General features: G+C 70.2%; 32 protein-coding genes, 1 pseudogene and 1 riboswitch. Of the genes and pseudogenes, 18 read left to right on the top strand and 15 right to left on the bottom strand.

Going from position 1 to position 24,221, the window contains the following annotated elements; genetic code table 11:
• Window positions 1–5 precede the first annotated feature (5 nt).
• The 3 genes and pseudogenes from DEU36_RS16415 to DEU36_RS13155 all read left to right on the top strand — a co-directional run.
• Window positions 6–398: pseudogene (locus tag DEU36_RS16415) on the top strand (M23 family metallopeptidase); the annotation flags it as partial.
• Window positions 399–522: 124 nt separating this feature from the next.
• Entirely contained in the window at window positions 523–1,086 is a 564-nt protein-coding gene (locus tag DEU36_RS16225; RefSeq protein WP_259455377.1) for a hypothetical protein, read from the top strand.
• 15 nt (window positions 1,087–1,101) lie between these two features.
• Window positions 1,102–1,626, top strand: coding sequence for a hypothetical protein (locus DEU36_RS13155; RefSeq protein WP_120264786.1), 525 nt, complete (start codon window positions 1,102–1,104; stop codon window positions 1,624–1,626).
• Window positions 1,627–1,717: 91 nt separating this feature from the next.
• On the opposite strand, the gene DEU36_RS13150 is transcribed toward DEU36_RS13155, so the two are convergent.
• The 3 genes from DEU36_RS13150 to DEU36_RS13140 are packed head-to-tail and all read right to left on the bottom strand — an operon-like array spanning window position 1,718 to window position 2,703.
• Window positions 1,718–1,930 carry a hypothetical protein gene (locus tag DEU36_RS13150; protein WP_120264785.1) on the bottom strand — a complete coding sequence of 71 codons (213 nt, stop codon included), beginning with the start codon at window positions 1,928–1,930 and terminating at the stop codon, window positions 1,718–1,720.
• A gap of 42 nt (window positions 1,931–1,972) precedes the next feature.
• A complete protein-coding gene (locus DEU36_RS13145; protein ID WP_147374417.1) occupies window positions 1,973–2,323 on the bottom strand; it encodes a peptide ABC transporter permease in 351 nt (116 codons plus the stop codon).
• Window positions 2,320–2,703, bottom strand: coding sequence for a hypothetical protein (locus DEU36_RS13140; RefSeq protein WP_259455376.1), 384 nt, complete (start codon window positions 2,701–2,703; stop codon window positions 2,320–2,322). The genes DEU36_RS13145 and DEU36_RS13140 overlap by 4 nt, the downstream gene beginning before the upstream one ends.
• Window positions 2,704–2,822: 119 nt before the next feature.
• On the opposite strand from DEU36_RS13140, the gene DEU36_RS13135 reads away from it, so the two are divergent.
• Complete coding sequence (locus DEU36_RS13135) at window positions 2,823–3,335, top strand: MarR family winged helix-turn-helix transcriptional regulator (protein WP_120264783.1); 513 nt, start codon at window positions 2,823–2,825, stop codon at window positions 3,333–3,335.
• Between the two features lie 4 nt (window positions 3,336–3,339).
• Here DEU36_RS13135 and DEU36_RS13130 read toward each other — a convergent pair whose 3' ends face one another.
• Window positions 3,340–4,140, bottom strand: coding sequence for a DNA-formamidopyrimidine glycosylase family protein (locus tag DEU36_RS13130; RefSeq protein ID WP_120264782.1), 801 nt, complete (start codon window positions 4,138–4,140; stop codon window positions 3,340–3,342).
• 116 nt (window positions 4,141–4,256) lie between these two features.
• Here DEU36_RS13130 and DEU36_RS13125 point away from each other — a divergent pair, with 116 nt between their 5' ends.
• Window positions 4,257–5,093, top strand: a complete 837-nt coding sequence (locus DEU36_RS13125) for an alpha/beta fold hydrolase (protein WP_120264781.1) — start codon at window positions 4,257–4,259, stop codon at window positions 5,091–5,093.
• Window positions 5,094–5,166: 73 nt separating this feature from the next.
• On the opposite strand, the gene DEU36_RS13120 is transcribed toward DEU36_RS13125, so the two are convergent.
• A complete protein-coding gene (locus tag DEU36_RS13120; RefSeq protein ID WP_120264780.1) occupies window positions 5,167–5,649 on the bottom strand; it encodes a pyridoxamine 5'-phosphate oxidase family protein in 483 nt (160 codons plus the stop codon).
• Window positions 5,650–5,759: 110 nt separating this feature from the next.
• A complete protein-coding gene (locus DEU36_RS13115) occupies window positions 5,760–5,945 on the bottom strand; it encodes a hypothetical protein (RefSeq protein ID WP_120264779.1) in 186 nt (61 codons plus the stop codon).
• Between the two features lie 159 nt (window positions 5,946–6,104).
• On the opposite strand from DEU36_RS13115, the gene DEU36_RS13110 reads away from it, so the two are divergent.
• Entirely contained in the window at window positions 6,105–6,284 is a 180-nt protein-coding gene (locus DEU36_RS13110; protein ID WP_120264778.1) for a hypothetical protein, read from the top strand.
• Here DEU36_RS13110 and DEU36_RS13105 read toward each other — a convergent pair.
• The 5 genes from DEU36_RS13105 to DEU36_RS13085 all read right to left on the bottom strand — a co-directional run bounded on the left by DEU36_RS13105 (window position 6,216) and on the right by DEU36_RS13085 (window position 9,541).
• Window positions 6,216–6,623 (bottom strand): multidrug efflux SMR transporter, encoded by a 408-nt coding sequence (locus DEU36_RS13105; protein ID WP_120264777.1) that lies wholly within the window; start codon window positions 6,621–6,623, stop codon window positions 6,216–6,218. The two genes, DEU36_RS13110 and DEU36_RS13105, sit on opposite strands and share 69 nt — an antisense overlap.
• Before the next feature lies 1 nt (window position 6,624).
• Window positions 6,625–6,939 carry a multidrug efflux SMR transporter gene (locus DEU36_RS13100; RefSeq protein ID WP_120264776.1) on the bottom strand — a complete coding sequence of 105 codons (315 nt, stop codon included), beginning with the start codon at window positions 6,937–6,939 and terminating at the stop codon, window positions 6,625–6,627.
• Window positions 6,940–6,949: 10 nt separating this feature from the next.
• A riboswitch (guanidine-III (ykkC-III) riboswitch) is annotated at window positions 6,950–7,015 on the bottom strand.
• A gap of 20 nt (window positions 7,016–7,035) precedes the next feature.
• A complete protein-coding gene (locus DEU36_RS13095) occupies window positions 7,036–7,893 on the bottom strand; it encodes a CPBP family intramembrane glutamic endopeptidase (RefSeq protein ID WP_259455375.1) in 858 nt (285 codons plus the stop codon).
• A gap of 15 nt (window positions 7,894–7,908) precedes the next feature.
• A complete protein-coding gene (trmB, locus tag DEU36_RS13090; RefSeq protein WP_120264775.1) occupies window positions 7,909–8,658 on the bottom strand; it encodes a tRNA (guanosine(46)-N7)-methyltransferase TrmB in 750 nt (249 codons plus the stop codon).
• A gap of 49 nt (window positions 8,659–8,707) precedes the next feature.
• On the bottom strand, window positions 8,708–9,541 hold the full coding sequence (locus DEU36_RS13085; protein ID WP_120264774.1) for a DUF3097 domain-containing protein: 834 nt from the start codon (window positions 9,539–9,541) through the stop codon (window positions 8,708–8,710).
• A gap of 179 nt (window positions 9,542–9,720) precedes the next feature.
• Here DEU36_RS13085 and DEU36_RS13080 point away from each other — a divergent pair, with 179 nt between their 5' ends.
• The 4 genes from DEU36_RS13080 (at window position 9,721) to DEU36_RS13065 (ending at window position 13,921) form a co-directional block, all read left to right on the top strand.
• Window positions 9,721–11,754, top strand: a complete 2,034-nt coding sequence (locus DEU36_RS13080) for a TPM domain-containing protein (protein WP_120264773.1) — start codon at window positions 9,721–9,723, stop codon at window positions 11,752–11,754.
• A 41-nt stretch (window positions 11,755–11,795) separates the two neighbouring features.
• Window positions 11,796–12,530: a PspA/IM30 family protein gene (locus DEU36_RS13075; protein WP_120264772.1), complete on the top strand. Its 735-nt coding sequence runs from the start codon at window positions 11,796–11,798 to the stop codon at window positions 12,528–12,530.
• Between the two features lie 81 nt (window positions 12,531–12,611).
• Window positions 12,612–13,460, top strand: a complete 849-nt coding sequence (locus tag DEU36_RS13070; RefSeq protein WP_120264771.1) for an arginase family protein — start codon at window positions 12,612–12,614, stop codon at window positions 13,458–13,460.
• Window positions 13,457–13,921: a Fe-S oxidoreductase gene (locus tag DEU36_RS13065; protein ID WP_120264770.1), complete on the top strand. Its 465-nt coding sequence runs from the start codon at window positions 13,457–13,459 to the stop codon at window positions 13,919–13,921. Before DEU36_RS13070 ends, DEU36_RS13065 begins: the two co-directional genes overlap by 4 nt.
• 6 nt (window positions 13,922–13,927) lie before the next feature.
• Here DEU36_RS13065 and DEU36_RS13060 read toward each other — a convergent pair whose 3' ends face one another.
• The 3 genes from DEU36_RS13060 to DEU36_RS13050 all read right to left on the bottom strand — a co-directional run bounded on the left by DEU36_RS13060 (window position 13,928) and on the right by DEU36_RS13050 (window position 15,658).
• On the bottom strand, window positions 13,928–14,389 hold the full coding sequence (locus tag DEU36_RS13060; protein WP_120264769.1) for an SIP domain-containing protein: 462 nt from the start codon (window positions 14,387–14,389) through the stop codon (window positions 13,928–13,930).
• 73 nt (window positions 14,390–14,462) lie between these two features.
• The gene (locus tag DEU36_RS13055; protein ID WP_120264768.1) at window positions 14,463–15,185 is read right to left on the bottom strand and encodes a tyrosine-protein phosphatase; all 723 of its coding nucleotides are present in this window, start codon (window positions 15,183–15,185) and stop codon (window positions 14,463–14,465) included.
• Entirely contained in the window at window positions 15,182–15,658 is a 477-nt protein-coding gene (locus DEU36_RS13050) for a carboxymuconolactone decarboxylase family protein (protein ID WP_120264767.1), read from the bottom strand. The genes DEU36_RS13055 and DEU36_RS13050 overlap by 4 nt, the downstream gene beginning before the upstream one ends.
• A 54-nt stretch (window positions 15,659–15,712) precedes the next feature.
• Here DEU36_RS13050 and DEU36_RS13045 point away from each other — a divergent pair, with 54 nt between their 5' ends.
• From DEU36_RS13045 to DEU36_RS13010, 8 genes are all read left to right on the top strand, one after another.
• A complete protein-coding gene (locus DEU36_RS13045) occupies window positions 15,713–16,660 on the top strand; it encodes an alpha/beta fold hydrolase (RefSeq protein WP_120265167.1) in 948 nt (315 codons plus the stop codon).
• A 556-nt stretch (window positions 16,661–17,216) separates the two neighbouring features.
• Window positions 17,217–18,728, top strand: coding sequence for an ABC transporter substrate-binding protein (locus DEU36_RS13040; protein WP_120264766.1), 1,512 nt, complete (start codon window positions 17,217–17,219; stop codon window positions 18,726–18,728).
• The gene (locus DEU36_RS13035) at window positions 18,725–19,675 is read left to right on the top strand and encodes an ABC transporter permease (protein WP_120264765.1); all 951 of its coding nucleotides are present in this window, start codon (window positions 18,725–18,727) and stop codon (window positions 19,673–19,675) included. The genes DEU36_RS13040 and DEU36_RS13035 overlap by 4 nt, the downstream gene beginning before the upstream one ends.
• Before the next feature lie 8 nt (window positions 19,676–19,683).
• On the top strand, window positions 19,684–20,553 hold the full coding sequence (locus tag DEU36_RS13030; protein WP_183045401.1) for an ABC transporter permease: 870 nt from the start codon (window positions 19,684–19,686) through the stop codon (window positions 20,551–20,553).
• Window positions 20,550–21,332: an ABC transporter ATP-binding protein gene (locus DEU36_RS13025; RefSeq protein WP_120264763.1), complete on the top strand. Its 783-nt coding sequence runs from the start codon at window positions 20,550–20,552 to the stop codon at window positions 21,330–21,332. The genes DEU36_RS13030 and DEU36_RS13025 overlap by 4 nt, the downstream gene beginning before the upstream one ends.
• Window positions 21,329–22,138, top strand: a complete 810-nt coding sequence (locus tag DEU36_RS13020) for an ABC transporter ATP-binding protein (RefSeq protein WP_120264762.1) — start codon at window positions 21,329–21,331, stop codon at window positions 22,136–22,138. The genes DEU36_RS13025 and DEU36_RS13020 overlap by 4 nt, the downstream gene beginning before the upstream one ends.
• 53 nt (window positions 22,139–22,191) lie before the next feature.
• A complete protein-coding gene (locus tag DEU36_RS13015; RefSeq protein WP_120264761.1) occupies window positions 22,192–23,244 on the top strand; it encodes a M4 family metallopeptidase in 1,053 nt (350 codons plus the stop codon).
• Window positions 23,237–23,563 carry a protealysin inhibitor emfourin gene (locus tag DEU36_RS13010; protein ID WP_120264760.1) on the top strand — a complete coding sequence of 109 codons (327 nt, stop codon included), beginning with the start codon at window positions 23,237–23,239 and terminating at the stop codon, window positions 23,561–23,563. The genes DEU36_RS13015 and DEU36_RS13010 overlap by 8 nt, the downstream gene beginning before the upstream one ends.
• A 31-nt stretch (window positions 23,564–23,594) precedes the next feature.
• Here DEU36_RS13010 and DEU36_RS13005 read toward each other — a convergent pair whose 3' ends face one another.
• Window positions 23,595–24,221 carry a GNAT family N-acetyltransferase gene (locus tag DEU36_RS13005; RefSeq protein WP_120264759.1) on the bottom strand — a complete coding sequence of 209 codons (627 nt, stop codon included), beginning with the start codon at window positions 24,219–24,221 and terminating at the stop codon, window positions 23,595–23,597.

Raw genomic sequence — 24,221 nt, 5'->3', positions numbered from 1 at the left:
CTCTCGTGTCGACGGACGAGAGCAAGACCCCGCGAGCGCTCAGCCGCCGCACAGTGCTGCTCGGATCCGTTGCCGCAGGCTCTCTCGTGCTCGCCTCGGCGGCACCCGCTCGAGCCTTGACGTACACGGTGAAGACCCCCGCGGAGCATGCGGCACTCCCGATCGTCTGGGGTTACCCCTTCGCGAGCCGCGCGACGCGCGGTTCGGGCGTGGACGGGTATCCCGGGCAGACGTACAGCGGTCACATCGGCGCCGACTACTACGTGAACCCACGCGTCGGCACCACGATCCTCGCGGTCGCCGACGGCACCGTGACCGCTGTCGGCGACGACGGCGACGTCAGCAGGGGTGTGTTCGTGATCGTCCAACATGCGGCGGGCGTACGGTCCGAATACCTGCACATGGAACGTGGCAGCCCCCCTGGTGAGCGTGGGCCAGCGCGTCTTCCGGTGGACTCCCCTGGGGCGAACAGGGAACACCGGAGATGTCCGCCCGCGCACCGAAGCCAACGCTCACCTTCACTTGGCGATATTCTCAGGCCCGCACCGCACCGGAACGGTGTGGAACCCGGCCTGGCTCATCGAAGGAGCTCCGCTTCCGGTCACGTCGCCTACCGCCGCGACCCCGGTCTATCGCTTTTGGAGCGCCCGCTATCAGGGGCACTTCTACACGGCGAGCGCCGCCGAGCGCGACGGCATCGCGGCCCGCTGGCCCGACATCTGGTCGTACGAGGGAACCGCGTACCGCGCCTTCACAACTGAGGTCGCCGGCACCGTACCGCTCTTCCGATTCTGGAGCGCCCAGTACAACGGCCACTTCTGCACGACGAGCGCCGGCGAACGTGACTCGGTCATGGCTCGCTGGCCAGACGTCTGGTCGTACGAGGGCACCGCATTCTTCGTGTACCCCGCCGACTCGTCTGCACCCGATACGGTCACCGTCGCCCGGTTCTGGAGTCCGTCCGCGCGACACCACTTCTACACGGCCAGCGCGCAGGAACGCGACGGCGTGATCGCGCGGTGGCCCGATATCTGGCAGTACGAGGGAGACAGCTTCCGAGTTCCCAGCGCGAGCGTCGAAAACTGAGACCGAGGAGAGCCCATGAGCAGCATCAATCTTCGGCGTCGGATCGGCCTACCGACCCTCGCCCTGTTCGCGCTGCTGGCCACAGGCTGCGCGACCGTCGGCGTCGGCGGAGCCGCGGGCTCGACCCTTCCCCCCTCGCCGACTGCGGACGAGACTCCGTCGTCCTCCCCGACGGCGCAACCCGAGTCATCCGCGACGCCTGAGCCGACAACGCCTCCCACCGGCGAGTCAGACACCATGTGGACGACATCCGAGCTGGTCGACGCATGCCTCGTCTCCGTCAGGGACGATAACGCGCCAGCATCGGAGCAACTCGATCGGTCGACCATCCGACGCGAGAACGCCCGGTCCGCCCTGCGGCCCGACGCGCTCTGGTACGTCGTGCTTCCCGTAGCCGACCCCACCGTCGACGCCCGACTCGAGTACGCCTGCTTGCTGGCCGCCGACCTGAGCGTCGATGCGAGCTGGGGCCGGATCGCCCCAGAGGTGGATGACTTCGATCAGTGGTCGACAGCCACGGAGCCGCCTGAGGGCATGTGACCCCGTAGACGGCCTCGCCGGCCGCGCCCGTTCTCCCGCGAGAACACGAAGATGCCCGGCGAAAGAATCTCCGGGCATCTCGGGCAGTGCTTCAGGACTTCTCGTCCTCTTCGGGTTCGAAGGTCGACGCAGTCCCGGTGTGGCCCGCAGCGACCCCGTCCGGGTGGCTCGGGATCGTCCCGTCCTTTCCGAGTCCGCCCGGCTCTTGCGTACCGTCGCTGTCGGTCTGGGCCGTCGAGACCTCGACGTCCGGGCCCTCGTAGGCGTTCTCGTCCGTCTCGCGACGGGTGTCGTCATTGCTCATGTCGTTCTCCTTCTCTTCGTGGACGGCTGCTGCCGTCCGGTCTCAGATGAACGGGGCGAGCGCTCCCGCCGTCAGGGCGAGCGCCCCGGCCACGGCACCCGAAGCCGTGGCGGTCATGCGCAGGTGGCGACGTGCACGCGACCTGCGAGCTCGGTTGCCCGGGGCTTCCGTCGTCAGGAGCGATCGCTGCGCGTCTTTCAGCGTGGCGTAGCGCCCGATCGGGGTCGCGTGACCGTCGAGGGCGATGTAGTGACCGTCGGGTGAGGTGTCGATCGAACCGACGAACTCCCCGTCGGTCGAGGCGACGTAGAAGCCGGGTGCGACCGTCGACCAGGTGATGTTGCGGGCACTGAGAACGCGAGGCGTCGCGGCGGGCCGCTCGAGCATGCTCATGCTGCGGTCGCCAGCTCACGCGAAGCAGGGACGACGTCGCCGCCGGGCAGTGCCGACGCGATCGGGGCCGCGGGAGCAACCTCGAAGTCTGCGAAGTCGACGACGAGGCCGGTCGACGACGTGGCCGCGCGGGCCATCTCAGTGAGCAGCGCCGAGTCGAGCTTCTCCGCCTCGATGCCGGTGAAGACGAAGCGGAGCGGGATGGACGGCTGCAGCCAGATCGTCTGCCGCCCTGCCGCTGTGTCGGCACCATGCCGCCAGGTGAGGGTGAAGCTCTCCGAGCGGCGGAGCTTCGTCGCCGTGAGCACCTTGAGGTGCGCGAGCAGACGGTCCGGGATCTCGATCGATTCGGACGTGTTCCCGTAGAACAGCTGACCCATGGTGGCTCCTCACAGATGCTGGATGACTTGTTGAGAACGCTACTAGTTGGGCAAGTATCTCGTCAAGTTAGATATCTGCTAAGGTAAAGCTCGCAAGCCAATGACGCGGAGGTGTGCAGATGACCGGCTTCTTCTATGACAACGAACGTCGGCGTGCGACCAGCGCGCTCGAAGCGCTGCGGCTCTACCAGGCCGCCGAGGCCGCCATGCGGCGGCGCACGCGCGAGTCGATGTCGATGGGCGAGAACGAGCTGCTGGTCATCCGACAGTTGCTCCGGGCACAATCGCGCAACCTGCAGGTGAAGCCGGGAGACGTCGCCAAGTATCTCGGAATCTCGACCGCGAGCACGACGAGCCTCCTCGACCGCCTCGAATCGGCGGGTTATCTGCGCCGAGTGCCGCACCCCAGCGACCGACGCAGTGTCTACCTGGAACCGACGGAGCGAGCCGACGAAGAGGTGCGTGCGACCCTCTCGGCGATGCACGACCGCATGCACCAGGTCGCCGACGAGACCTCCCCCGAGGCCACGGCGGCCGTGATCGATTTCCTCTCCCGTATGCAGGACGCCGTCGACTCGGTCGAGCCTGCCCCCACGCTGCAACGCGAACGCGGCAGCGCGTCCGCCGTCTGAACGATCAGCTCTTCCGGGGCTGACAGGACGGACACCACCAGGTGCGTCTGCGCCCGGGATCACCCGGACCCTCGGCGCGCACGACGATCGGAGTTCCGCACCTCAGACACGGCTTCCCGGCACGACCGGTCACCCAGTGCGCACTCCCGCGCCGGGCTGAGCCCGTCGTGACCTGGTACATGCCGGGCACCGAGGCCGAGAGCCGCAGAGCCCGCGCGGCACGGTCGACGAGGACCGCGAGGTCAGCCGTGCCGACGGGGTCGAACGGATGCACCCCCGAGAGGAATGCCAGCTCGTTCACCCACAGGTTGCCCAGACCAGCGATGTTGCGTTGATCGAGGAGGGCGGCGACGAACGAGCGGTCGGGCCGCACATCGAGGCGCCGGACCGCCTCGGCCGCTTCCCAGTCCGTCCGCAACGGGTCCGGGCCCAGGTGTCCGAGCACCCTAGCGACGTCCCCGGCTCGCAGAATCTCGACGACCGGCATGTCAATGCCCCAGAGCGTGGCACCGCAGTCGAGTTCCGCGCGCACGCGGACCGCCCGGTTCGCTCGCGTCGGCACGGAGCGGCCGGCGCGCGTCACCGTCCACGATCCCTGCATCAGCAGGTGAGTGTGAAGTGCGAATCCGGGTTCGAGCCAGGTGATGAGGTGCTTGCCATGGGTCTCGAGCCCGGCGATCATCCAGCCGGCGAGAGACGTCCCGGCGGCCGCCCCAGAGCGCAGCTCGCCAGAGACGATACTTCGACCGGAGACGTGCGGACGCAGTCGGGCGGCGAGCCGGAAGACGCTGTCACCCTCCGGCACAGACGCCTCTGAGAGTCACGTCAACCTCATCCCTCCAGTCTGCCGCCTCACCTAGCCTCGGGGCGATCATGCGTCAACTGCTCGAAAATCCTCGCGAAGGGGATGACGATGACGTCATGACTGAGATCACCGCGCACAAGGGCCTCTTCAACGACATCGAGCTGCACGTCGACGACACCGGCGGGTCGGGCCGCCCCGTCGTCCTGATCCACGGGTGGCCGCTGTCGGCTGAGTCATGGTCCGAGCAGATCCCCGCGCTCACTGCGGCCGGATACCGCGTCGTGTCGTACGACCGCCGGGGCTTCGGGCGCAGCGACAAGCCACGATCGGGCTACGACTACAACACCTTCGCGCAGGATCTGGCATCCGTGCTCGACACCCTCGACCTGCGTGACGCGACCCTCGTCGGCTTCTCGATGGGCGGCGGTGAAGTCGCCCGCTACGTCGCGAACCACGGTCAGGAGCGGCTCCGCAGCGTGGTGTTCGCCGCCGCGGTCCCGCCGTACCTCGCACAGACGCCCGACAACCCCGAAGGTCCGCTGACGCAGGAAGCCGCAGACGAGATGGAGAACGGCCTGAAGGCGGATGAGGCGGCGTTCTACGACACCTTCACGACCGCCTTCTTCTCCGTCGACGGCGAGCTCAAGGTGACCGAGGAGCAGCGCCAGGAGGCGCTGGCGCTCACCCGTCAGGCGGACCATCACGCGGCGTTGAAGTCGATGGAGGCGTGGGCCACGACCGACTTCCGCCGCGACCTGGATGCGGTGACCGTTCCCGCACTCATCATCCACGGCGACGGCGACGGCACCGTGCCTTTCGAGGGTTCGGGAAAGCGCACCCACGAGCAGCTTGCGGGGAGCGAACTGGCTCTGATCCACGATGCCCCGCACGGCTTGAACGTGAGCCACGCGCGCGCGTTCAACGACGCGCTCCTCGCCTTCCTCGCGAAGTAGGAGCCACCCGCACGGCGACGAAGGGCCGTTCCGCATCGCGGGACGGCCCTTCGTCGTATGGGAGCCCGAGAGCTCAGAGCTCGAGCTTCTCGTTGCGCCCTTCGTAGGTCTCGCCCGTGAGCTTGGACTTGATCAGACCGATGGCCGTCGCGATGCGCCCGCCCGCACTGCTCCAGTACTCGCCCGAGATCGCATCGACACGCAGCAGCGTGATCCTCGGGTCGTCCGGTCCGTCGGGGAACCACGCCTCGAGGGTGCTCGACCAGTAGTGCTCGAGCCGGGCTCGGTCATCGACGATCGCAGCTTCGCCGGCGAGGGAGACCCACGCGTCATCCTTGCTGAGCGCCACCCCGACGGTGGGACGGACGGTCACATGCGAGGCGACGGACGAGCCCCGATCGACGACGAACCACAGGTCGCCGTCGAATTCCGCTTCCTGAACGGTCAACGGGCGCGCGGTGAGCTTTCCCGCGTCGTCGATCGTGGTGACCATGGCGAACCGGAAGTCCGGCAGCAGCTCGGCGAGAATCGTCCGGGGGTCTTCGTTGTCGCTCATCGTTTCTCCTTCAGTGGGGCGGGTCCGGCGTTGGTGGGTACAGGCTGACACCGCTCATCGCGGCGCGTCGTGCTCTTGACAGGCGGTGCAGATGCCCGGCGGTGACGCCGTCAACCGCCCGACGGGTTCTCGAGCGGCTGTCCGCGTTCATCGGTGGTCGTGTCGACGTCGCCATCATCAGGCGCGGGCTCGTCGGGTGCCGCGCTGGGGGCGCCAGGGAAGGCCGATGCCCCGCCCGTGGTCGTGCCCTGCTCGGGCCCGTCGTGCTCGCCGCGCTGCGGATCGGAGTCGCTCATCGGATCGTCCTTTCGTCGATTGCTGCCCGCGACGGTACGCGCCGCATCCGCGCGGTCCGAGGGGATTGACACGCGTCGGGCCCGGATCATCCCCCAGTCGGATGCCTCTCAGCCGATCGACCGACGCGCAGACACCTCTCCGCTTCGTAACGTCGGAATGTGACCGCCGCACCTCTTTCGCCTCTCGACCGCATCCACCTCGCCGCAGGCCGGGGCCGCGCCCTGGTGGGGTCGATCCTGGGCAACATCGCCATCCTGGGCATCGTCGCTCTAGCGGCGCTCGTGGTTCCGATCGCGGCGGCCCTCGTCTTCGGCCCGGCGCTCCTCGCCCGCCTGTGATCGCCTGATCGGGGCCGAGGCAGGCACGAGCTTCAGCCCGATGACGGCGATGACGATGCCCGCGATGAAGACGATCTTGCCCGGCGAGAACGCCTCGGCGCCGGTTGCCATCGACCAGGCGACCGTGAGCGCCGCCCCCACGCCGACCCAGACCGCGTACGCCGTGCCGATCGGGATCCGCTTCATGGCTTGTCCGAGTCCGATCATGCTCACGAGCAGTCCGGCGACGAACACGAGGGTCGCCACGGGCTCGCGGAACCCGTCGGACTGCCCGAGCGCCGTGGCCCAGACGGCCTCGCAGACGGCACTGGCGAGGAGGACGACCCATGCCCGCGCCATGTCAGCTCACCACCTTGAGGCCGATGACGCAGGCCACCAGCAGCACGAGCAGGAGGACACGCGCCACCGAGGCGCGCTCGCGCTGAGTCACCATCGCCCACACCACCGTGAGGGTCGCGCCGACGCCGACCCAGACGGCGTAGGCCGTGCCGGTGGGCAGCTCGGTCATCGCGATGGCGAGACCCGCAATGCTGCCCACGAGCGCGACGGCGAAGAGCAGAGCGGGCCGCTTGCGGCGGAACCCCTCGGATGCCGCGAGCGCGGCCGCCCATACCGCCTCGAGGACGCCGGATGCGATCAGGATCACCCATGACATGACAGACCTGTCCGAGTCAGTCTTGTCTGGTGCGGGTACTGCTCCCTCGTCCGCGGACCCGCGGTCGGGGCCCCGCGACCCAGGGTACCCCGGCCCTCAGGGCGCCGGGACGAGGAAGAGGGCGTCGAGGAGCCCCGGATTGTGCGCATGGACGAGCACGCCGAAGACGACGGCGTCGAAGAGCAGGTGCACCGTCACGACGTAGGCGAGCGAGCGCGTGCGCAGGAAGATGTAGCCCTGCAGCAGCGCGAACGGGATCGTCAGCAGCGGCCCCCAGGCTCGATAGCCCAGCTCCCACAGGAAAGATACGAAGACGATCATCTGGAGGACGTTCGCCGCCGCGTCGGCGAAGTGCCGTCGCAGCAGCGCGAAGCAGGTGCAGATGAAGAACAGCTCGTCCCAGATGCCCACGGCGCCGACTCCGACGAAGAGCCTCGCGATCAGGTCGGGAGTATCGACGACCGGCCAGTTCGTGTACACGCCCGAGGTGATGAAGTAGAAGGGCAGGATGAGCCATCCGAGCACGAGGACGGCGGCGAGCCACACCCATTGGAAGGTGGTCCAGCGTCCCCCGCCGCGCCAGGGGAAGCGGATCGCGTGGTCGCGGTAGACGAAGCGCGACACGAGATAGGGCAGAAGCACAGCGCCGCCGAGCGCAAGGGTGAATCGCACCATCGCGAGGTTGTCGAGCTCGGCTTTCAGGTCGATGAGGCTCACGACGACGAGACCGAGGGCGATGAGCGAGAGGTCGCGGGCCAGCGAGGGCCGTCCCGCTTCGCTGACGCGCCAGCGGTCGACGCCGAGCGCAGCGACGAGACCGACGATGAGGAGCGCCCAGCCGAGCCAGGGCTGCAGGAGCACGAAGAACGCCGGTGCGGCCAGGCATACCAGCAGGGCCGGCAGCGTGCTCGCCGAGACGTAGGGGCGGGCGGCCAGGCCCGGATGCGTCTTCACAGCGACCGCATCCCGTCAGGCCGCGTCGACGCGGCGGTAGGCGAGATCGCGGATGTCGCGCCCCTTGGCGATGCCCTTACGCTCGAAGGCCGTCATCACCCGTCCCTCGAAACGCGGCGCCCAGTCGCCGTCGAAGTCGGGCGCGAAGCCAGCGGCATCCCCCATCACCTCTCGCATCTGACGGGCGTAGTCCTCCCAATCGGTCGCCAGACGCAGCACGCCGCCGGGTTTCAGCACCCGCGCGGCCAGCGGCGTGAAGTCGGGAGAGATGAGGCGCCGCTTGGTGTGCCGTGTCTTGTGCCACGGATCGGAGAAGAAGATCCACAGCTCGTCGACGGATGCCGCGGGCAGCAGGTGTTCGAGCACCTCGGGCGCATTCGCCTCGACGAGGCGCAGGTTGCGCACGCCCGCACGATCGGCGTCGAGCATGGTGCGCGCAAGGCCGGCGCGGAACACCTCGACCGCGAGGAAGTCGGTCTCGGGCACGGCTTGTGCGGCCGCGACGATCGCGTGCCCCTGGCCCGAGCCGATCTCGACCACGAGCGGAGCCTCGCGCCCGAACAGCGACGCGGGGTCCACGTGCGAACCCGGCCTGACGCTGAGGAGGGCCTGATCGCGCTCGACGGGGATGTTGTAGAAGTCGCCGAGCTGGTTCCAGGCGCGCTCCTGGCCGTCGCTCATGCGACCGCTGCGGCGCGCGAACGACACGGGCCGCTCGCGGTAGCGGGGTTCGTCACCGGTGTCGGGCGCGTCGGTCTGCGGCATGAGTCCAGGGTATCGAGCAGCCGGGTCGGCGCCGAGCCGAGGTGCCTGGTCAGGTGGTGACGAAGTCGATGAGCTCTTCGACCCGGCCGAGCAGGGCCGGGTCGAGGTCGCGATACGTACGGACCGATCCCAGGATGCGCTGCCACGCGTGCGCGATGTCGGCTTGATCCTCGGCGGGCCAGCCGAGCGCCCGGCAGACGCCGGTCTTCCAATCGACTCCGCGCGGCACCTGCGGCCACGCGCGGATGCCGACGGCCTCGGGGCGGACGCACTGCCAGACGTCGATATGGGGGTGTCCGACGATCTTCAGGTGCGCGCCGTGCGGTCCGCGCAGGATCTGCTCCGCGATACGGGTCTCCTTCGAGCCGGCGACGAGGTGGTCCACGAGCACTCCGTAGCGGCGGTCGGCGGACGGAGGCTCGTCTCGGAGGAGGTCGTCGAGCAGGTCGATGCCCTGCAGGTACTCGACCACGACGCCCTCGACGCGGAGGTCGGCACCCCACACCTTCTCGACGAGCTCGGCATCGTGACGTCCTTCGACGAGGATGCGCGATGCCCGCGCAACGCGCGCCCGCTGCTGAGGCGCCACGAAAGAACCGGAGGCGGTCCGCATCCGTCCCGTGGGTTGCGTGGCCTTCGGCGCCACGAGCTTGACCGGTTCGCCATCGACGAGGAAACCTCCACCGAGCGGGAACAGACGCACCTTTCCGAGGCGGTCCTCAAGTTCGACGTTGCCGCCGCGGACGGCGACGACGGCTCCGCAGTAGCCGTCTGCCGCAACCTCGACGACGAGATCGGGATCGGCGGGGACGTCGGGAACGACTTTGCGTCCGGCGTCCCGCCAGCCCGCTGCGAGAACATCCGAGCCGTACCTGTCGTCCATGCTTCCTCCACCTCGAGCCTCTCCGGCCGCCGGTCAGCGTAACCGCGGCCCTTCCCGTCCCGCGGTATCCGCGCCGCGATTCCGCTGCCCGCTGATTCACAGTCGCGGCATAGGCTCGGACCCCGGGCCCTCAATAGAGTGGAAGCGAGGCCGGTCCTCCGACCTCGGAAGGGGAACGGATGCGCGTGCTCCGAGCAGCGACGCTCTCGATAGTGGCGAGCCTGATGCTCGTCGTCGGCGGCTCCGCCGCGGCCTGGGCGACCGACCCGGTCGACCTCGGTGCGGGGCGCGTCGTGGATCAGGCCGATGCGTTGTCGTCGGGTGAAGAGCGTGCCGTCGACGAGAGGCTGACAGCACTGAGCTCCGAGGCGGGTATCGACCTGTGGGTGGTCTACGTCGACGCCTTCAGCAGCCCGTCCGACGCCGAAGGCTGGGCCAACGCGGTCGCCGACCGGGGCGGCCTGGGTATCAACCAGTACGTGCTGGCCATCGCCACCGAGCAGCGCAACTTCTACCTCTCGGGCGACACCAACGGTCCCGTCGACGGCGACACGCTGGGCACGATCGAGACGCGCGACATCCTGCCCGAGCTCCGCTCCGAGGATTGGGGCGGAGCAGCCTTCGCCGCAGCCGGAGGGCTCTCGGCTGCGGTCGGCGGTTCCGGCGGCACGACCGAAGGCTCCGGAGGCGCCGCGCAGGGCTCCGGCATCCCGGTTCTGACGATCGTCCTCGGCATCCTCGCGGTCGGAGCCGTGATCGCGGTCGTCGTCGTCCTCGTTCGCCGTCGCCGAAGCGGCGCCGGCGGCTCCGCTCGGGGTGCAGCCGCGGAACCGATCGAGTCTCTCGCGCGCCGCTCCGCCAGCGCGCTGGTCGCAGCCGACGACGCCATCCGGACGAGCGAGCAGGAGCTCGGCTTCGCGACGGCGCAGTTCGGCGACGACGCGGCCGCCGCTTTCGCGCAGACGCTGGCGCAGGCGCGGCGCGACCTCGACGAGGCGTTCTCGCTGCAGCAGCGCCTCGACGACGACCAGCCCGACACCGAGGCCGACGTCCGCGCCATCCACACGCGGATCCTCGAGCTGTGCGCGCACGCCGACTCCGAGCTCGATGCGCGTGCCGACGAGTTCGACCGCCTGCGCGATCTCGAGCAGAACGCACCCGAGGCGCTGGTGCGCATCCAGCAGGACCGCGCGGCGGCCGGAACCGGGCTCGACGGCGCGATCGCGTCGCTCGAACGGCTCCGATCGGCGTACGCGCCCGAGGAGCTCGCGACCATCGGCGACAACCCCGATCAGGCGCGCAGTCGCCTGAGCTACGCCGACGAGCAGCTCGACGCGGCCCAGCGCGCGATCGCGGCCGGCGACGGCGCCAGCGCGGCCATCGCCCTGCGCGCAGCGGAGGGGGCCGTGACACAGGCCGCCCAGCTCGAAGCCTCCGTCGAGAAGGTGGCCGCCGACCTCGCGACCGCCGAACGCGACGCCGCCGCCCTCGTGACCGAGCTGGAGCAGGATGTCGCCGCCGCCGTCGGCGTCCCTGATCCCGACGGCTCGCTCGGCGCGGTCGCGTCCACCACGCGTCAGCAGATCGACGCCGCCCGCGCTCAGCTGACGGGCGAGCACCGCCGCCCGCAGGCTGCGCTGTCGACGCTCCTGGGCGCGAACTCGGCGATCGATGCCGCCCTCGCCGGTGCGCGCGACGCCGCACAGCGCGCGGCCCGCGCACGGCAGACGCTCGACCAGCAGTTGCAGCAGGCGCGCGCACAGGTCTCTGCCGCGGAGGACTACATCGGCACGCGGCGCGGCGCCGTCGGCGCGACGGCGCGCACGCGGGTCGCGGAAGCGCGGGCGTCGCTCGATCGCGCCGAGGCGACATCGCAGATCGACCCCGAACGCGCCCTGGCCGACGCGACGCGCGCGACACAGCTGAGCGGGCTCGCGATCGATGCGGCGCGCACCGACGTCGGCGGCTTCACGTCGGCCTCCGCCGGATCGAACTCCAGCAGCATGATGGGTGCCATGATCGGCGGCATGGTGCTGAACTCGCTCCTCGGCGGCGGCTCATCCGGCCGACGCTCGTCGGGATTCGGCGGTAGCGGCTTCGGCGGCGGCCTCGGCGGATCGCGCGGCGGATTCGGCGGCGGATCTCGCGGCCGCACCGGCGGTGGTGGATTCGGCGGCGGCGGTCGCTCCCGCCGCGGCGGCGGCCGCTTCTGACGATTTCTCCCTCTTCCGTACCAACCACGAAAGGAACCCCGATGGCAAAGCAGTCCATCTTCGGTCGCATCTCGACGCTCATGAAGGCGAACATCAACGCCCTTCTCGACCAGGCCGAGGACCCGCAGAAGATGCTCGACCAGCTCGTGCGGGATTACACCAACTCGATCGCCGACGCGGAGTCGGCGATCGCCGAGACGATCGGCAACCTGCGTCTGCTCGAGCGCGACCACCAGGAGGACGTCCAGGCGGCCGCCGAGTGGGGCAACAAGGCCCTCGCGGCCAGCCGCAAGGCCGACGAGCTGCGCGCGGTGGGCAACACCGCCGACGCCGACAAGTTCGACAACCTCGCCAAGGTCGCGCTGCAGCGTCAGATCAGCGAGGAGAACGAGGCCCGCACGATCGCGCCGACCATCGCGACTCAGACCGAGGTGGTCGAGAAGCTGAAGGACGGCCTGAACGGCATGAAGGTCAAGCTCGACCAGCTCCGCGCGAAGCGCTCCGAGCTGCTCGCGCGCGCCAAGACGGCGGAGGCGCAGAACCGCGTCCACGACGCCGTCAAGTCGATCGACGTGCTCGACCCCACCAGCGAGCTCGGGCGCTTCGAAGACAAGGTCCGCCGCCAGGAGGCACTCGCCGCCGGCAAGCAGGAGCTCGCCGCGTCGAGCCTCGACGCACAGTTCGAGAGCCTCGAAGACGTGGGCCAGCTCACCGAGGTCGAAGCTCGGCTCGCCGCGCTGAAGACGGGCGGGGCCGCCGGCGCCATCGAGCGCTGATGCCCGATGTCGACGCCCGGGCCGGCGCCACCGCCCGGGCGTCGACAATCGATTCCCGCACCCCGAACAGAGGATGACGTCATGACCCGATTCATCGTGGTCCCGCAGTGGCAGGGCTCGCCGTCGGCTCGATCGATGACCCTCATCGACGGCGCCGAGGCGATCGCCGGTGACCTGCCGCGCAGCGCGACGGTGCGGGTCGAGGTCCCCGTCGAGGCCGGTGAGGCCCTCGGCAGCGGCATCCGGCGGTTCAGCTCGCTTCAGCGCACCCGAGACCTGGTCATGGCGGCACTCGGCGACGCCGACAGCCCTGCGGACGGCACGAGCGGCACCGGACCGACCGGGCACACGGTGGTCGTGGGCGGCGACTGCGGAGTGGCTGTGCCCGCGATCGCACACGCGGCCGCGCTGCATCCCGATATGGCCGTGGTCTGGTTCGACGCCCACGCCGATCTGCATTCCCCCGAGTCGTCACCGTCCGGCGCGTTCGCAGGCATGGCACTGCGCGCGGTGTTCGAGACGAGCCCGCTGTCACCGGATGCTGCGGTGCCCGCCGAGCGCGTCGTCTTGGCGGGAGCCCGGGAGTTCGACGATCCCGAGATCGATGTGGTGCGGGCCTCGGGGCTCACGCATCTGGGCGTCGACGATCTCGCGGACCCCGCGCGCCTGGCCGATGCGGTCGCCGCCACCGGCGCGGGCTCGGTGTACCTCCACGTCGACCTCGATGTCCTCGACCCCGCAGCGATCACCGGTGTGAGCGCAGCCGTCCCGTTCGGACTCGACCTCCCGACGCTCACGAACGCCATCGGCATCCTGCGCGGGCGGTTCCCGCTCGCGGGAGCATCCGTCTCCGGGTTCGCTCCACCGCACCCCGAGGCGGTCGTGGAAGACATGGGTTCCGTGCTGCGGGTCGTCGGGGCCCTCGCGTGAGCGCGGTGCGCACGCCGCCCGCCGGATGGCGTCAGCGCGCCGACGAGGCGGTCGCTCGCGGGGCCGCGCTCGACCGCGTCATCCCCCGCGTGCTGCTCGACTCCCCCATCAGCGAGCTCGGAGCCCGCGCCGGCACCGCCTTCGGATTCGTGTGGGGCGCGCTATGGTCGACCGGCCGCATCGAACGCCGTCACGGGCTGTGGGTCTTCCGCGGCATGCCGGCCTGGACGTTCGGCCGCGGCGGCGTCTGCGTGGGCTCGTGCTTCCTGACCGGCGACCGCGAGCCGAGCGAGCGGATCCTCGCGCATGAGGCCGTACACGCTCGGCAGTGGCGGCGCTACGGGCTGCTCATGCCTCTGCTGTACCTGATCGCGGGCCGCAATCCCCTGCGGAACCGGTTCGAGATCGACGCGGGGCTCGCGGACGGCAACTACATCCCGCGCCGCGCCGAGCGCCACTGACCTGCTTCAGCGGGCGGTCGCGAGGCCGAAGCGTTCGGGTGTGTGGATCGACTCGGCGGCCATGCCGCAGCGCACGGTCAGGTGATCGACGATGTCGACGGTGCCGAGGAACCCGCCCAGCAGGTGCACGCGCGTCGCCCGCGCGGCATCGGTGCAGAGCATCTCGTCGGCCCAGGCCGTGACGGCGCGCGATAGCGCCTCACCCGGCGCACAGCCGCGCCCCGAGCCCGGCGCGCCGGTGCGGCGGGAACGGTCGAGCCACGTCACCACCATGCGGGCCGGCGCCGAGACGGTGCCGATCCATGCGGCATCGGGGACCTCGATGAAGACCCGTCCGGTCGAACACAGCGGCAGCGTCGCCAGCAGCGCCTCGAGCTCGGCGAGCGAGTGCTCGTCGGCCGTGACCAGATGCTGCACCCGGACGTGCTTCGACGCGCGACAGGCGGCGGCGCTGTGGAGCTCGGACATGATGAGTCCACTATACCCGCGGTGTAGGCATGCCTTACCTACCTAGCCGAATCCGGACGACTCCCCGGAGTTCTCACAGCAGGATGATGCGGCGCAGCTCATCCAGCTCGTCGTCGCCGAGTCCGTGCGACCGAAGGTACTCGGCCGGTGAACCGAATCGCTCGCGCAGATCCGCCAGCAGCGCGCGCATGACGGGGGCTGGCGAGCGTGTGGCCAGATCGACCAGCTGCGGGGCGTCGGGGTGGTGCGCGCGGAGGTACGCGAGGATCGGCGCATTCCGCTCGGCCGGGAGCAACGTCTCCGTCCGCGCGTAGTCGTCGACGACGGCATCCTCGTCCACTCCCGCCGCCGCGAGGATCATCGCGATCGTCACGCCCGTGCGGTCCTTGCCGATCGTGCAGTGGACGAGCACCGGCTGATCGGCGATGACACCGCGCACCACCTCGAGCACCCGCGGCGCCGACTCGTCGACCAGCGATCGGTACATCGACTCGAGCGACATGTCGGCGCGGAACAGCGAGGCGACCGATCCCAGGAACAGCGGAACGCGTTGCGTCCGAATAGGGAGGTCTCCCAGGACCGTGGGCTCGGAGCGCACCTCGTCGTCGTCGCGCAGGTCGATGATGCGCCGCAGCCCGAGCTCGCCGAGAGCACGCCGACCGTCGTCGTCGACGCGGAACAGGTTGCCCGACCGGTAGAGGACGCCCGGCCGCGTCGAGGTGCTGCCCGCCCGCAGGCCGCCGGTGTCGCGGAAGTTCAGGGCGCCCGGCACCGACAGCGAGGCCGCGCCGCTCATCGGCCGGCACGCGGGAGCGGCGGCACCGGGTACCGCCCCGCGATCGTCAGGCGATTGAACGCGTTGATCGAGATGAACAGCCAGCTCAGCGCGACGTACTCCGCCTCGGAGAACACCCCGCCGACGCGGTCGTAGAGCTCGTCCGAGACTCCGTCATCGGCGATGTTCACGTAGGCCTCGGCGAGCTCGAGCGCCGTGCGCTCCCGCTCGTCGAAGACCCCCGACTCGCGCCAGGTGGCGAGCTGGGCGACCTCGTCGGCCGTCACGCCGGCGGCGACCGCTCGCCCGACGTGCACACGGACGCAGTATGCACAGCCGTTGAGCTGCGAGCTGTGCACCAGAGCAAGCTCCTTCAGGCGCTCGCCGATGCCGGCATCCTGGGCGATGGTTCCCACCGTGCGCGCGAAAGCGTCGAGCGCGTCGTAAGCCGGACGAGCCGCCTTGGCGAGGTGGATGCGCCGCTCGGGGGTCATGCGTCAACCCTACCCACCGACCTCCGGCGCCGCGCGAGAATGGACCCGTCCCCGATGCGAAGGATCACCGTGCACGACGACACGTTCGACGAGTTCTCGTTCCTGCCCGTTCAAGCCGCCGAAGCGGGTGTGCCGACCCCCGCGGCCGAGCGGCTGTTCACCTTCGCCCCCGATGGACGTCCCATCAGCGCGCTGCGACTCGGCGATGGCGAACCCGAGTTCACGTTCCTTCACGGCGCCGGGCTGAATGCGCACACGTGGGATCGCACGATCCTCAGCCTGGGGCGCCCCGCACTGGCGTTCGACCTGCCCGGCCACGGCGACTCGGGGTGGCGCGACGACGCCGACTACACGGGCCGGACCCTCGCGGCCGACATCGCCCCCGCGGTCGCGCAATGGACGCACACGCCGCAGGTCGTCGTCGGACAGTCGCTCGGCGGACTGACGGCCGCGGCCCTCGCCGCGACGCATCCCGAGCTGGTGCGCTCCCTCGTGATCGTCGACATCGCGCCCGGGCTCGACCCCGCCGGCGCGGCGTCGCAGATCCGGCGGTTCTTCGCCGGACCGACCAGCTGGGCCTCACGAGCGGAGATGGTCGAGCGGGCACTGTCGTTCGGTCTCGGGGGCGACCGCGCGGCGGCCGAGCGCGGCGTGTACCTCAACTCGCGCGTGCGCGACGACGGCCGAGTGGAGTGGAAGCACCACTTCGCCCGCATCGCCAACGGACTCGCCGCCGACCCGGGCGCCGCGGCCGCGGCATCCGAGCGGCAGGATGCCCTGGCGCCGGCGCTCGCGGCATCCGGCTGGGACGACTTCGCGGCGGTGACGGCGCCCATCACCCTCGTGCGCGGGACACGGGGCTACCTCACCGACGCCGACGTCGCCGCCTTCGGCGACCGTGTGCCCGGGGCGCGGATCGTGACCGTGGAGTCCGGCCACAACGTGCAGGAGGAGCTTCCGACCGAGCTCGCCCGCATCATCCGCGACGCCACCACCGCCTGACCCCACTCGGGCCGGCACGGCCCAGCCCCGGGCCGGAGCGCCGGGCGGCGTGCCGCCAACAGGCTGAGCCGCTGCGTGCCGGGCAGCGGCACGCGAAAACAGCCGCTCAGCCTGTCGACGGGACACTGCGGGGCCGGGCCGCACACCGACCCGCCCGCGAAGGCTTGGTAGCGGGCGATGGGCCGCCGACAGGCTCAGTCGACGTCGCAGATGCCCAGGCACCGCAGGACGATAGCTCAGCCTGACGACGTCACGGGATGAGGCCTTCGGCCTGCGGAGACAGGCCCGGTCCGCTCTAACGCGGCGAGGTCCACCGGTGAGGCTGTGCCGCCAGCAGGCTCAGTCGTTCTACCCCCGGGCTCCGCTGCTTGCCGACCCCGCGCAGCCTGTGCGCGGCCCGCACCCGATGGAATAGCCCGACGCCGTGCGACGCTAGACGTCGGCGAATGCGTCTCACGGTCGCGCCGGACCCTAGGCTGTATGCCGCACTGAGTTCGCGGATCCCGCATCGGACAGCAACGATGCCGCCGCCCTTGCGAAAGGAACCCTCCTCCACATGATCCGCCGCACCACCGTGACCGCCGCCGCACTGCTGGCCGCAGGCACGCTTCTCCTCGCCGGCTGCACCGGATCCACCGATCCGGCACCGTCCACCAGCGTCGGCGCCCCGAACCCTGACGCGAGCGTCAACATCCGCCTCGTGCTCGAACCGTCGAACCTCGACATCCGGCAGACGGCGGGCATCTCGCTCGATCAGACGCTCATCGACAACGTCTACCAAGGCCTCGTCGCCCGCACCGCGGAGGGCGAGATCGTCGACGCGCTCGCCAGCGCTCACGAGATCTCGGCAGACGGCCTGACCTACACCTTCACGTTGCGCGAGGGAGTCACCTTCCACGACGGCCAGGCCCTGACCCCGCAGGATGTCGTCTCGTCATTGACCACGCGGCAGGCCACTCCCGAGTGGGCGGACAGCGAACGACTCGCGAACGTGACCTCGGTCGCGGCTGACGGGCAGAAGATCATCCTGACTCTGTCGCAGCCCGATTCGTCACTGCTGTGGAATCTCACGGGCCGCGCGGGCATCATCCTCAAAGAGGGCGACACCGTCGACTACAACACCGCTGCCAACGGCACCGGCCCCTTCCGTCTCGCGAACTGGCGTCAGGGCGCCAGCCTGACACTCGAGCGCAACGACGCCTACTGGGGCGACGCGGCTCAGGTAGCCGACGTGACGTTCGACTTCATCCCCGACAACCAGGCCGCCATCAACGCGGCTCTGGCCGGCGAGATCGACGTCGTGGTCGGTTTCGACGCGAACCTCGCCGACCAGGTCGAGGGCGGCGGCGACTTCGTCGTCGAGACCGGCAGCGCGACGGACAAGAGCGTGCTCGCGATGAATTCCACCTCGGGGCCTCTGGCCGATGTCCGGGTGCGCGAAGCGATCCGAACCGCGATCGACCACGACGCCATCGTCGAGGCCGTCGGCGCAGGGCAGACACTGTACGGTCCGATCCCGGAGGCGGACCCCGGATACGAAGACCTGTCGGATGTCGTGTCGTACGACCCCGAGGCGGCCCGGGCACTGCTGAGCGAGGCCGGCGTCAGCGACCTCGCTCTGACTCTGACCATCCCGTCGGCCTACGGCACGACGCTCCCCCAGATCCTGGTCTCGAACTTCAATGACGTCGGGATCGACCTGAAGGTCAACCCCGTCGACTTCGGCACCTGGCTCAGCGACGTCTACACGAACAAGGACTACGAGCTCAGCGTCGTCAACCACGCAGAGCCGCGCGACTTCGAGAACTGGGCGAACCCCGACTACTACTTCACCTACGACAACGCCGAGGTGCAGGACCTGTACGCGCAGTCGCTGCTGGCAACGGACGAGCAGTCCGCGGACGACCTCCTGAAGAAGGCCGCGCGGATCGTGTCCGAGGATCACGCCGCCGATTGGCTCTACAACTGGGCTTCGGTGGTCGCGGTCGCCACGAACGTCTCGGGCATGCCCGTCGACAACGTGAACGCCCGCATCAACCTCGCCGAGATTGCCAAGAGCGACGGGTGATCCGCTACGCGCTGACGCGACTGGCCCTGCTGCTGCTGGGTCTGGTCGTCGCCAGCGTGCTGATCTTCGTGACATTGCGGGTACTTCCCGGCGACGTCGCCCAGCAGATCGCCGGCACCAACTCCACCCCCGAGCAGGTCGCCGCGCTTCGTGAGCGGCTCGGCCTCGACGTGCCGCTGCCGACGCAGTACCTCGACTGGGTGTCCGGGCTGCTGCGCGGCGACCTCGGCGCCTCGCTGGTGACCGGCTCGCCCGTCGCGGCGGAGCTCGCCGCGAAAGCTCAGGTCACCGTGCCCCTCGGAGTGATGTCGATGGTGGTGGCGCTGATCATCGCGCTTCCGTTCGGCGTCGTCGCGGCGCTCCGTCGCGGCCGCGTCGACGGTACGGCGCTCTCGTTCGGGGCGCAGGCGCTCGCGGCCGTGCCGGTCGTCTGGGCGGGGATGATGCTCGTCGTGGTGTTCGCGATCTGGCTCGGGTGGCTGCCCGCGCAGGGTTTCCCGCGCGACGGCTGGCGCGACCCGGCGCGGGCCTTCGCCGCGCTGGTCCTGCCCGCGATCACGATCGGGGTCGTGGAGGGCGCGATGCTGATGCGGTTCGTCCGCAGTGCGACCCTGTCGGCGATGGGTCAGGACTTCGTCCGCACGGCCGCCGCGAAGGGCCTCACCCGCCGAGCGGCGCTGCTTCGTCATGGCCTTCCGACGGTCGGGCTGTCGATCATCAGCGTCCTCGGCCTTCAAGTCGCGGGCATCGTCGTGGGCGCGGTCGTGATCGAGCAGCTGTTCACCCTGCCGGGCATCGGGCGCATGCTCGTCGCGGATGTCGGACTGCGCGATCTGCCGAAGGTTCAGGGCGAGCTCCTGGCCCTCACGGCGGTCGTCCTGGTCGTCGGGTTCGTCGTCGACCTCGTGCACCGCAGCCTGGATCCGAGACAGCGGGAGGCCGTATGAACGCCCGGATGCCGTGGCTGCGCCGACTCTGGTCGCTTCCCGCCGGCCGCTTCGGACTCGTCGTCGTCGTCACCATCGGGGTCGTGGCCGCGGTGTCGCTCGTGTGGACACCGTTCGACCCGCAGCGCGTCGACATCCCGGCGCGGTGGAGCCCGCCGAGCTGGCCGCATCTGCTCGGCACCGACGCCTCGGGCCGCGACATCCTCTCGCTGTTGATCGTGGGGGCGCGCACGACGGTCCTCGTCGCCGCCGGTGCCGGTGTCGTCGCGACGCTCATCGGTATCACGCTCGCCTGTCTCGGCGCGCTCACGGGCCGCTGGACCCGCGAGGTCGTCGCGGTACTCGTCGACATCCTGATCGCCTTCCCCGTGCTGTTGATCGCGATGATGATCTCGGCGGTGTGGGGTGGCTCGCTCTGGGTCGTCGTGATCTCCGTCGGCATCGGTTTCGGCGTCAACATCGCGCGCGTCACACGGCCGGAGCTGCGCCGCACGCTGCACAGCGACTTCGTGCTCGCGGCGCGCGCCAACGGTCTGACGCCCGGGCAGATCGCGGTGCGTCATCTGCTCCCCAACGTCGCTCCGGTCTTCATCGTCCAGCTGTCGTGGGGCATGGCCGTCGCGGTGCTCGCGGAGGCGGGCCTGAGCTATCTCGGGTTCGGCGCTCCCCCGACGCAGCCGTCGTGGGGCCTGCTGCTGAGCGAGCTGCAGAACTATCTGACGGCGCATCCCCTGAGCGTGGTGTGGCCGGGCCTGGCGATCACCGTCACCGTGCTGGGTCTGAACCTCCTCGGCGACGGTCTGCGTGAGGCGACCGACCCGACGCTCGCCCGACGGCGGTCACCGGCTGCCTCGCACACCCCGGCGGTCGTCGCATGAGCCTCGAGGTCACCAGCCTGTCGATCGCGCTCGACGGCCGCCGCGTGGTCGACGACGTGTCTTTCACCGTCGCCGACGGCGCCCGGGTCGGCCTCATCGGCGAGTCGGGGTCGGGAAAGTCGTTGACCGCCCTCGCCGTCCTCGGGCTGCTGCCCGACGGCGCCGAGGTCGACGGCAGCATCCGGTGGAACGGGCGGGAGCTGATCGGGCTGCCCGACCGCGAGCTCGCCGCTCTGCGCGGCGAAGAGATCGGCATCGTCTTCCAGGAGCCCCAGACCGCCCTCAATCCACTGCGTACCGTGGGGCGGCAGATCGCGGAGCCGCTGCGCATCCACCGCCGCGCCGGCCGCCGTGAGGCTCTGGCCCGGGCTCAGGCCGATGCTGATCGGGTGAGGCTCCCTGAGGGCGCACTGCGCCGCTACCCGCATCAGCTCTCCGGGGGCCAGCGCCAGCGGGTCGCGATCGCCATGGCACTGGCGGCCCGCCCGCACCTTCTCATCGCCGACGAGCCGACGACGGCGCTCGACGTGACGATCCAGGCCGAGATCCTGTCACTCCTGGGTGAACTGGTCGAGAACGACGGGATGTCGTTGCTGTTCATCACGCACGACCTGGCGGTGCTGTCGCAGGTCGCGACGGGGGCCGTCGTGCTCGAACGCGGGCGCGTCGTCGAGACGGGTACGGTCGCCGATCTGCTCACCGCTCCGCAGTCGGAGGTCACCCGTGGCCTGCTGCGCGACGCCACGGCCACGGTGTGGCGTCCGGAGGGAGACGCATGACCGGCGAGTCGCTCATCTCGGCACGCGGCCTGAGCAAGCACTACCGGGTGCGCCACGGCGGTGCGGGGGCGCCGCGTCGCGAGACCGTCGCGCTCGATGATGTCGACGTCGACGTGCGAGCGGGCTCAGCGTTCGGCATCATCGGCGAGTCGGGGTCCGGCAAGTCGACCCTCGTCCGGCTTCTTCTCGGCCTCGACACGCCGTCGTCCGGCACGGTCACGATCGACGGCCGCGCCGTCGACGCCCGTGCGTCGGCACGCAGCCTGCACTGGCTCCGCCGTCGCACCGGCATCGTCTTCCAGGACCCGTACGCCTCGCTCGATCCCCGCATGAGCGTGGGCCGTATCGTCGCCGAACCGCTGTGGGCGCTCGACGTCCCGGGCGACCGACGCGCCCGCGTACACGAGGTGCTGTCGGACGTCGGGTTGGATGCGGACGCAGCGGACCGCTACCCGCACGAGTTCTCGGGCGGCCAGCGCCAGCGCATCGCCCTCGCGCGCGCGATCGCGCATCGCCCCGAGATCCTGGTCGGCGACGAACCGCTGTCGGCCCTCGACGTGACCGTCCGCGCGCAGATCCTCGACGTCCTGCGCCGCCTGCGAGCAGAACAGGGGATGACGCTGCTGCTGGTCTCGCACGACATCGGCGTGGTGCAGAACCTCTGCGACGAGGTCGTCGTGATGACCGAGGGGCGCATCGTCGAGGAGGGGCCGACCGAGAAGGTGCTGCTGCAGCCGCAGGCCGCGTACACGCGTCGCCTGCTCGCCTCGGTGCCGGTGATCGATCCGCATCGCGCGCAGGACTGAGGGTCCGCGTTCGTGCCGTCATCGATGTCGGCGGTCACCGCTACCGTGAGGCCATGCGCGCGATCATTCCCCCCTACCTTCTGGCCCGCGTCGCCTCAGCCCGCGAGCCGCACCTCGCGCGGGCAGCGGTCGCGGCACGGACGACCCTCGCGGCACGCCCGTCCGATCTCGCCGGGCGTTCGCAGCTGCGGCTCTCCGTCGAGCCGGGCGGCACCCTCGTCGCCGAACGCGTCGCGGCTGCCGAGCGTGCCGTGTCCGACGCGCAGAACCGCGAGGAGCTCCCGGGAATCCTCGTCCGCCGCGAAGACGATCCCCCGACCGGCGACCGCGGGGCCGACGAGGCCTTCGACGGACTCGGGGCGACCTTCACCTTCTTCCGCGACGCGTTCGGCCGTGATTCGATCGACGGGCGAGGTGGCGTGCTCGCGGCCACCGTCCACTACGGCGAGGCCTACGACAACGCGTTCTGGAACGGCGAGCGCATGGTCTTCGGCGATGGCGACGGAGAGGTGTTCACCGGGTTCACCGGGTCACTGACCGTCATCGCGCACGAGCTCGCCCACGGCGTCACCGAGTTCTCGGGAGGGCTCACTTATGCGGGTCAGTCCGGCGCTCTCAACGAGTCGCTGTCCGATGTGTTCGGCGCACTCACCGAGCAGCATGTGCTCGGACAGACTGCCGAGCAGGCCTCGTGGCTCATCGGCGCGGGGATCTTCACGGATGCCGTCCAAGGCCGTGCCCTCCGGTCACTGGCCACACCGGGGTCGGCCTACGACGACGACGTGCTCGGACGTGACCCGCAGCCGGGCCACATGCGCGACTACGTCGACACGACGAACGACAACGGGGGTGTCCACATCAACTCGGGGATCCCCAACCGCGCATTCCACATCGTGGCGACGCGGCTGGGCGGCTACGCCTGGGAGCGAGCGGGCCTCATCTGGTACCGCACGCTCACCTCCCGCGCACTCTCCCCCGACTCCGACTTCGTCACCTTCGCGCGGGCCACCGTCGCCACGGCCGCCGACGAGTACGGTGAGGGGGCGGAGGAGGTCGCCGCGGTTCGTGCCGGATGGCACGGCGTCGGCGTGCAGGAGGATGCCTGACACCGAAGACGGCACGTCGAGCCCGCTGCGCATCGTGGTCGAACGCAGCGGCGGGTTCGCGGGGTTGACGCGGACGTGGCGGGTCGAGCCGAGCGACGCGGAACGCGGTCTGTGGCTCGAGCTGGTCCGGCGCTGTCCCTGGGACGCGTCGGCACCGCCGGCACCCTCCGCGTCAGCGCCGGGAGCCGATCGCTTCCGCTGGCACATCGTCGTCTCCGACAGCGAGGCCACGCACCAGGCGGACCTCGCCGACGACCTCGCGTCGCCGTGGCGCTCGCTGGTGGAGGCGGTGCGATCAGGGCGACCGCCCGAGCCCTGAAGCCGGAGATCCCCCGACCCGATGTGACCGCTCAGCCGGACTTCGGCGCGAAGAGCCCGCGCAGGCCTTTCCTGGGCTGTTCGAGCGACTTCTGCAGGTAGATCGTGCCGAGCCATCGACCGAACTTGTGCCCCACACGCCCCATCCGGCCGACCTCGACGAACCCGAACCGCTCGTGCAGGGCGATGGATGCCTCGGCGCCCTTGTCGCTCACGACGGCGACGATCTCTCGCAGCCCCAGCTCACGGCACGCTTCGATGAGCGCTTCGAGCAGCGCGCGCCCCAGTCCTTTGCCGGTCGCCGCCTGGCCGAGGTAGATCGAGGTCTCGGCGGTGTACCGGAAACCGGTCTTCCCGTTCCACGGCGACGCGAGGGCGTATCCCAAGATCTGCCCCGTCGGTGAGACCGCGACGAGGAAGGGCAGCTTGAGCTTCGTCAGGTAGTCGTACTTCTCGCGCCACTGCGCCAGCGACCATCTCTTCTCATCGAAGGTCACGACCGAGTTGGTCACGTAATAGTTGTAGATCTCGCGGATGTCGGGAAGATCGTCGGGCTGCACCGACCGGATCTCGTACGAGAAAGGCCGTTCCGGTTCAGCCGGGCGACGCAGGTGCCGCGGAAGGCGGCGGCGATCGCGATTGGAGTCCTCCTCGAGCAT

Origin of the sequence: Microbacterium sp. AG238, assembly GCF_003610405.1 — a bacterium.
Classification (GTDB): Bacteria; Actinomycetota; Actinomycetes; order Actinomycetales; family Microbacteriaceae; genus Microbacterium.
The sequence above is the reverse complement of the archived record's forward strand: the minus strand, read 5'-3'. Positions and strand labels throughout refer to the sequence as shown.

Coding starts and splice junctions, on each gene's coding strand:
- DEU36_RS13060 (WP_120264769.1), bottom strand. CDS start 14,389: ATGTCCGAGCTCCACAGCGCCGCCGCCTGTCGCGCGTCGAAGCACGTC.
- DEU36_RS13015 (WP_120264761.1), top strand. CDS start 22,192: ATGCGCGCGATCATTCCCCCCTACCTTCTGGCCCGCGTCGCCTCAGCC.
- DEU36_RS13115 (WP_120264779.1), bottom strand. CDS start 5,945: ATGAGCGACTCCGATCCGCAGCGCGGCGAGCACGACGGGCCCGAGCAG.
- DEU36_RS13145 (WP_147374417.1), bottom strand. CDS start 2,323: ATGAGCATGCTCGAGCGGCCCGCCGCGACGCCTCGCGTTCTCAGTGCC.
- DEU36_RS13125 (WP_120264781.1), top strand. CDS start 4,257: ATGACTGAGATCACCGCGCACAAGGGCCTCTTCAACGACATCGAGCTG.
- DEU36_RS13010 (WP_120264760.1), top strand. CDS start 23,237: ATGCCTGACACCGAAGACGGCACGTCGAGCCCGCTGCGCATCGTGGTC.
- DEU36_RS13140 (WP_259455376.1), bottom strand. CDS start 2,703: ATGGGTCAGCTGTTCTACGGGAACACGTCCGAATCGATCGAGATCCCG.
- DEU36_RS13020 (WP_120264762.1), top strand. CDS start 21,329: ATGACCGGCGAGTCGCTCATCTCGGCACGCGGCCTGAGCAAGCACTAC.
- DEU36_RS13055 (WP_120264768.1), bottom strand. CDS start 15,185: ATGAGCGGCGCGGCCTCGCTGTCGGTGCCGGGCGCCCTGAACTTCCGC.
- DEU36_RS13040 (WP_120264766.1), top strand. CDS start 17,217: ATGATCCGCCGCACCACCGTGACCGCCGCCGCACTGCTGGCCGCAGGC.
- DEU36_RS13070 (WP_120264771.1), top strand. CDS start 12,612: ATGACCCGATTCATCGTGGTCCCGCAGTGGCAGGGCTCGCCGTCGGCT.
- DEU36_RS13005 (WP_120264759.1), bottom strand. CDS start 24,221: ATGCTCGAGGAGGACTCCAATCGCGATCGCCGCCGCCTTCCGCGGCAC.
- DEU36_RS13150 (WP_120264785.1), bottom strand. CDS start 1,930: ATGAGCAATGACGACACCCGTCGCGAGACGGACGAGAACGCCTACGAG.
- DEU36_RS13080 (WP_120264773.1), top strand. CDS start 9,721: ATGCGCGTGCTCCGAGCAGCGACGCTCTCGATAGTGGCGAGCCTGATG.
- DEU36_RS13100 (WP_120264776.1), bottom strand. CDS start 6,939: ATGTCATGGGTGATCCTGATCGCATCCGGCGTCCTCGAGGCGGTATGG.
- DEU36_RS13135 (WP_120264783.1), top strand. CDS start 2,823: ATGACCGGCTTCTTCTATGACAACGAACGTCGGCGTGCGACCAGCGCG.
- DEU36_RS13030 (WP_183045401.1), top strand. CDS start 19,684: ATGCCGTGGCTGCGCCGACTCTGGTCGCTTCCCGCCGGCCGCTTCGGA.
- DEU36_RS13155 (WP_120264786.1), top strand. CDS start 1,102: ATGAGCAGCATCAATCTTCGGCGTCGGATCGGCCTACCGACCCTCGCC.
- DEU36_RS13050 (WP_120264767.1), bottom strand. CDS start 15,658: ATGACCCCCGAGCGGCGCATCCACCTCGCCAAGGCGGCTCGTCCGGCT.
- DEU36_RS13045 (WP_120265167.1), top strand. CDS start 15,713: ATGCGAAGGATCACCGTGCACGACGACACGTTCGACGAGTTCTCGTTC.
- DEU36_RS13075 (WP_120264772.1), top strand. CDS start 11,796: ATGGCAAAGCAGTCCATCTTCGGTCGCATCTCGACGCTCATGAAGGCG.
- DEU36_RS13085 (WP_120264774.1), bottom strand. CDS start 9,541: ATGGACGACAGGTACGGCTCGGATGTTCTCGCAGCGGGCTGGCGGGAC.
- DEU36_RS13120 (WP_120264780.1), bottom strand. CDS start 5,649: ATGAGCGACAACGAAGACCCCCGGACGATTCTCGCCGAGCTGCTGCCG.
- trmB (WP_120264775.1), bottom strand. CDS start 8,658: ATGCCGCAGACCGACGCGCCCGACACCGGTGACGAACCCCGCTACCGC.
- DEU36_RS13025 (WP_120264763.1), top strand. CDS start 20,550: ATGAGCCTCGAGGTCACCAGCCTGTCGATCGCGCTCGACGGCCGCCGC.
- DEU36_RS13105 (WP_120264777.1), bottom strand. CDS start 6,623: ATGGCGCGGGCATGGGTCGTCCTCCTCGCCAGTGCCGTCTGCGAGGCC.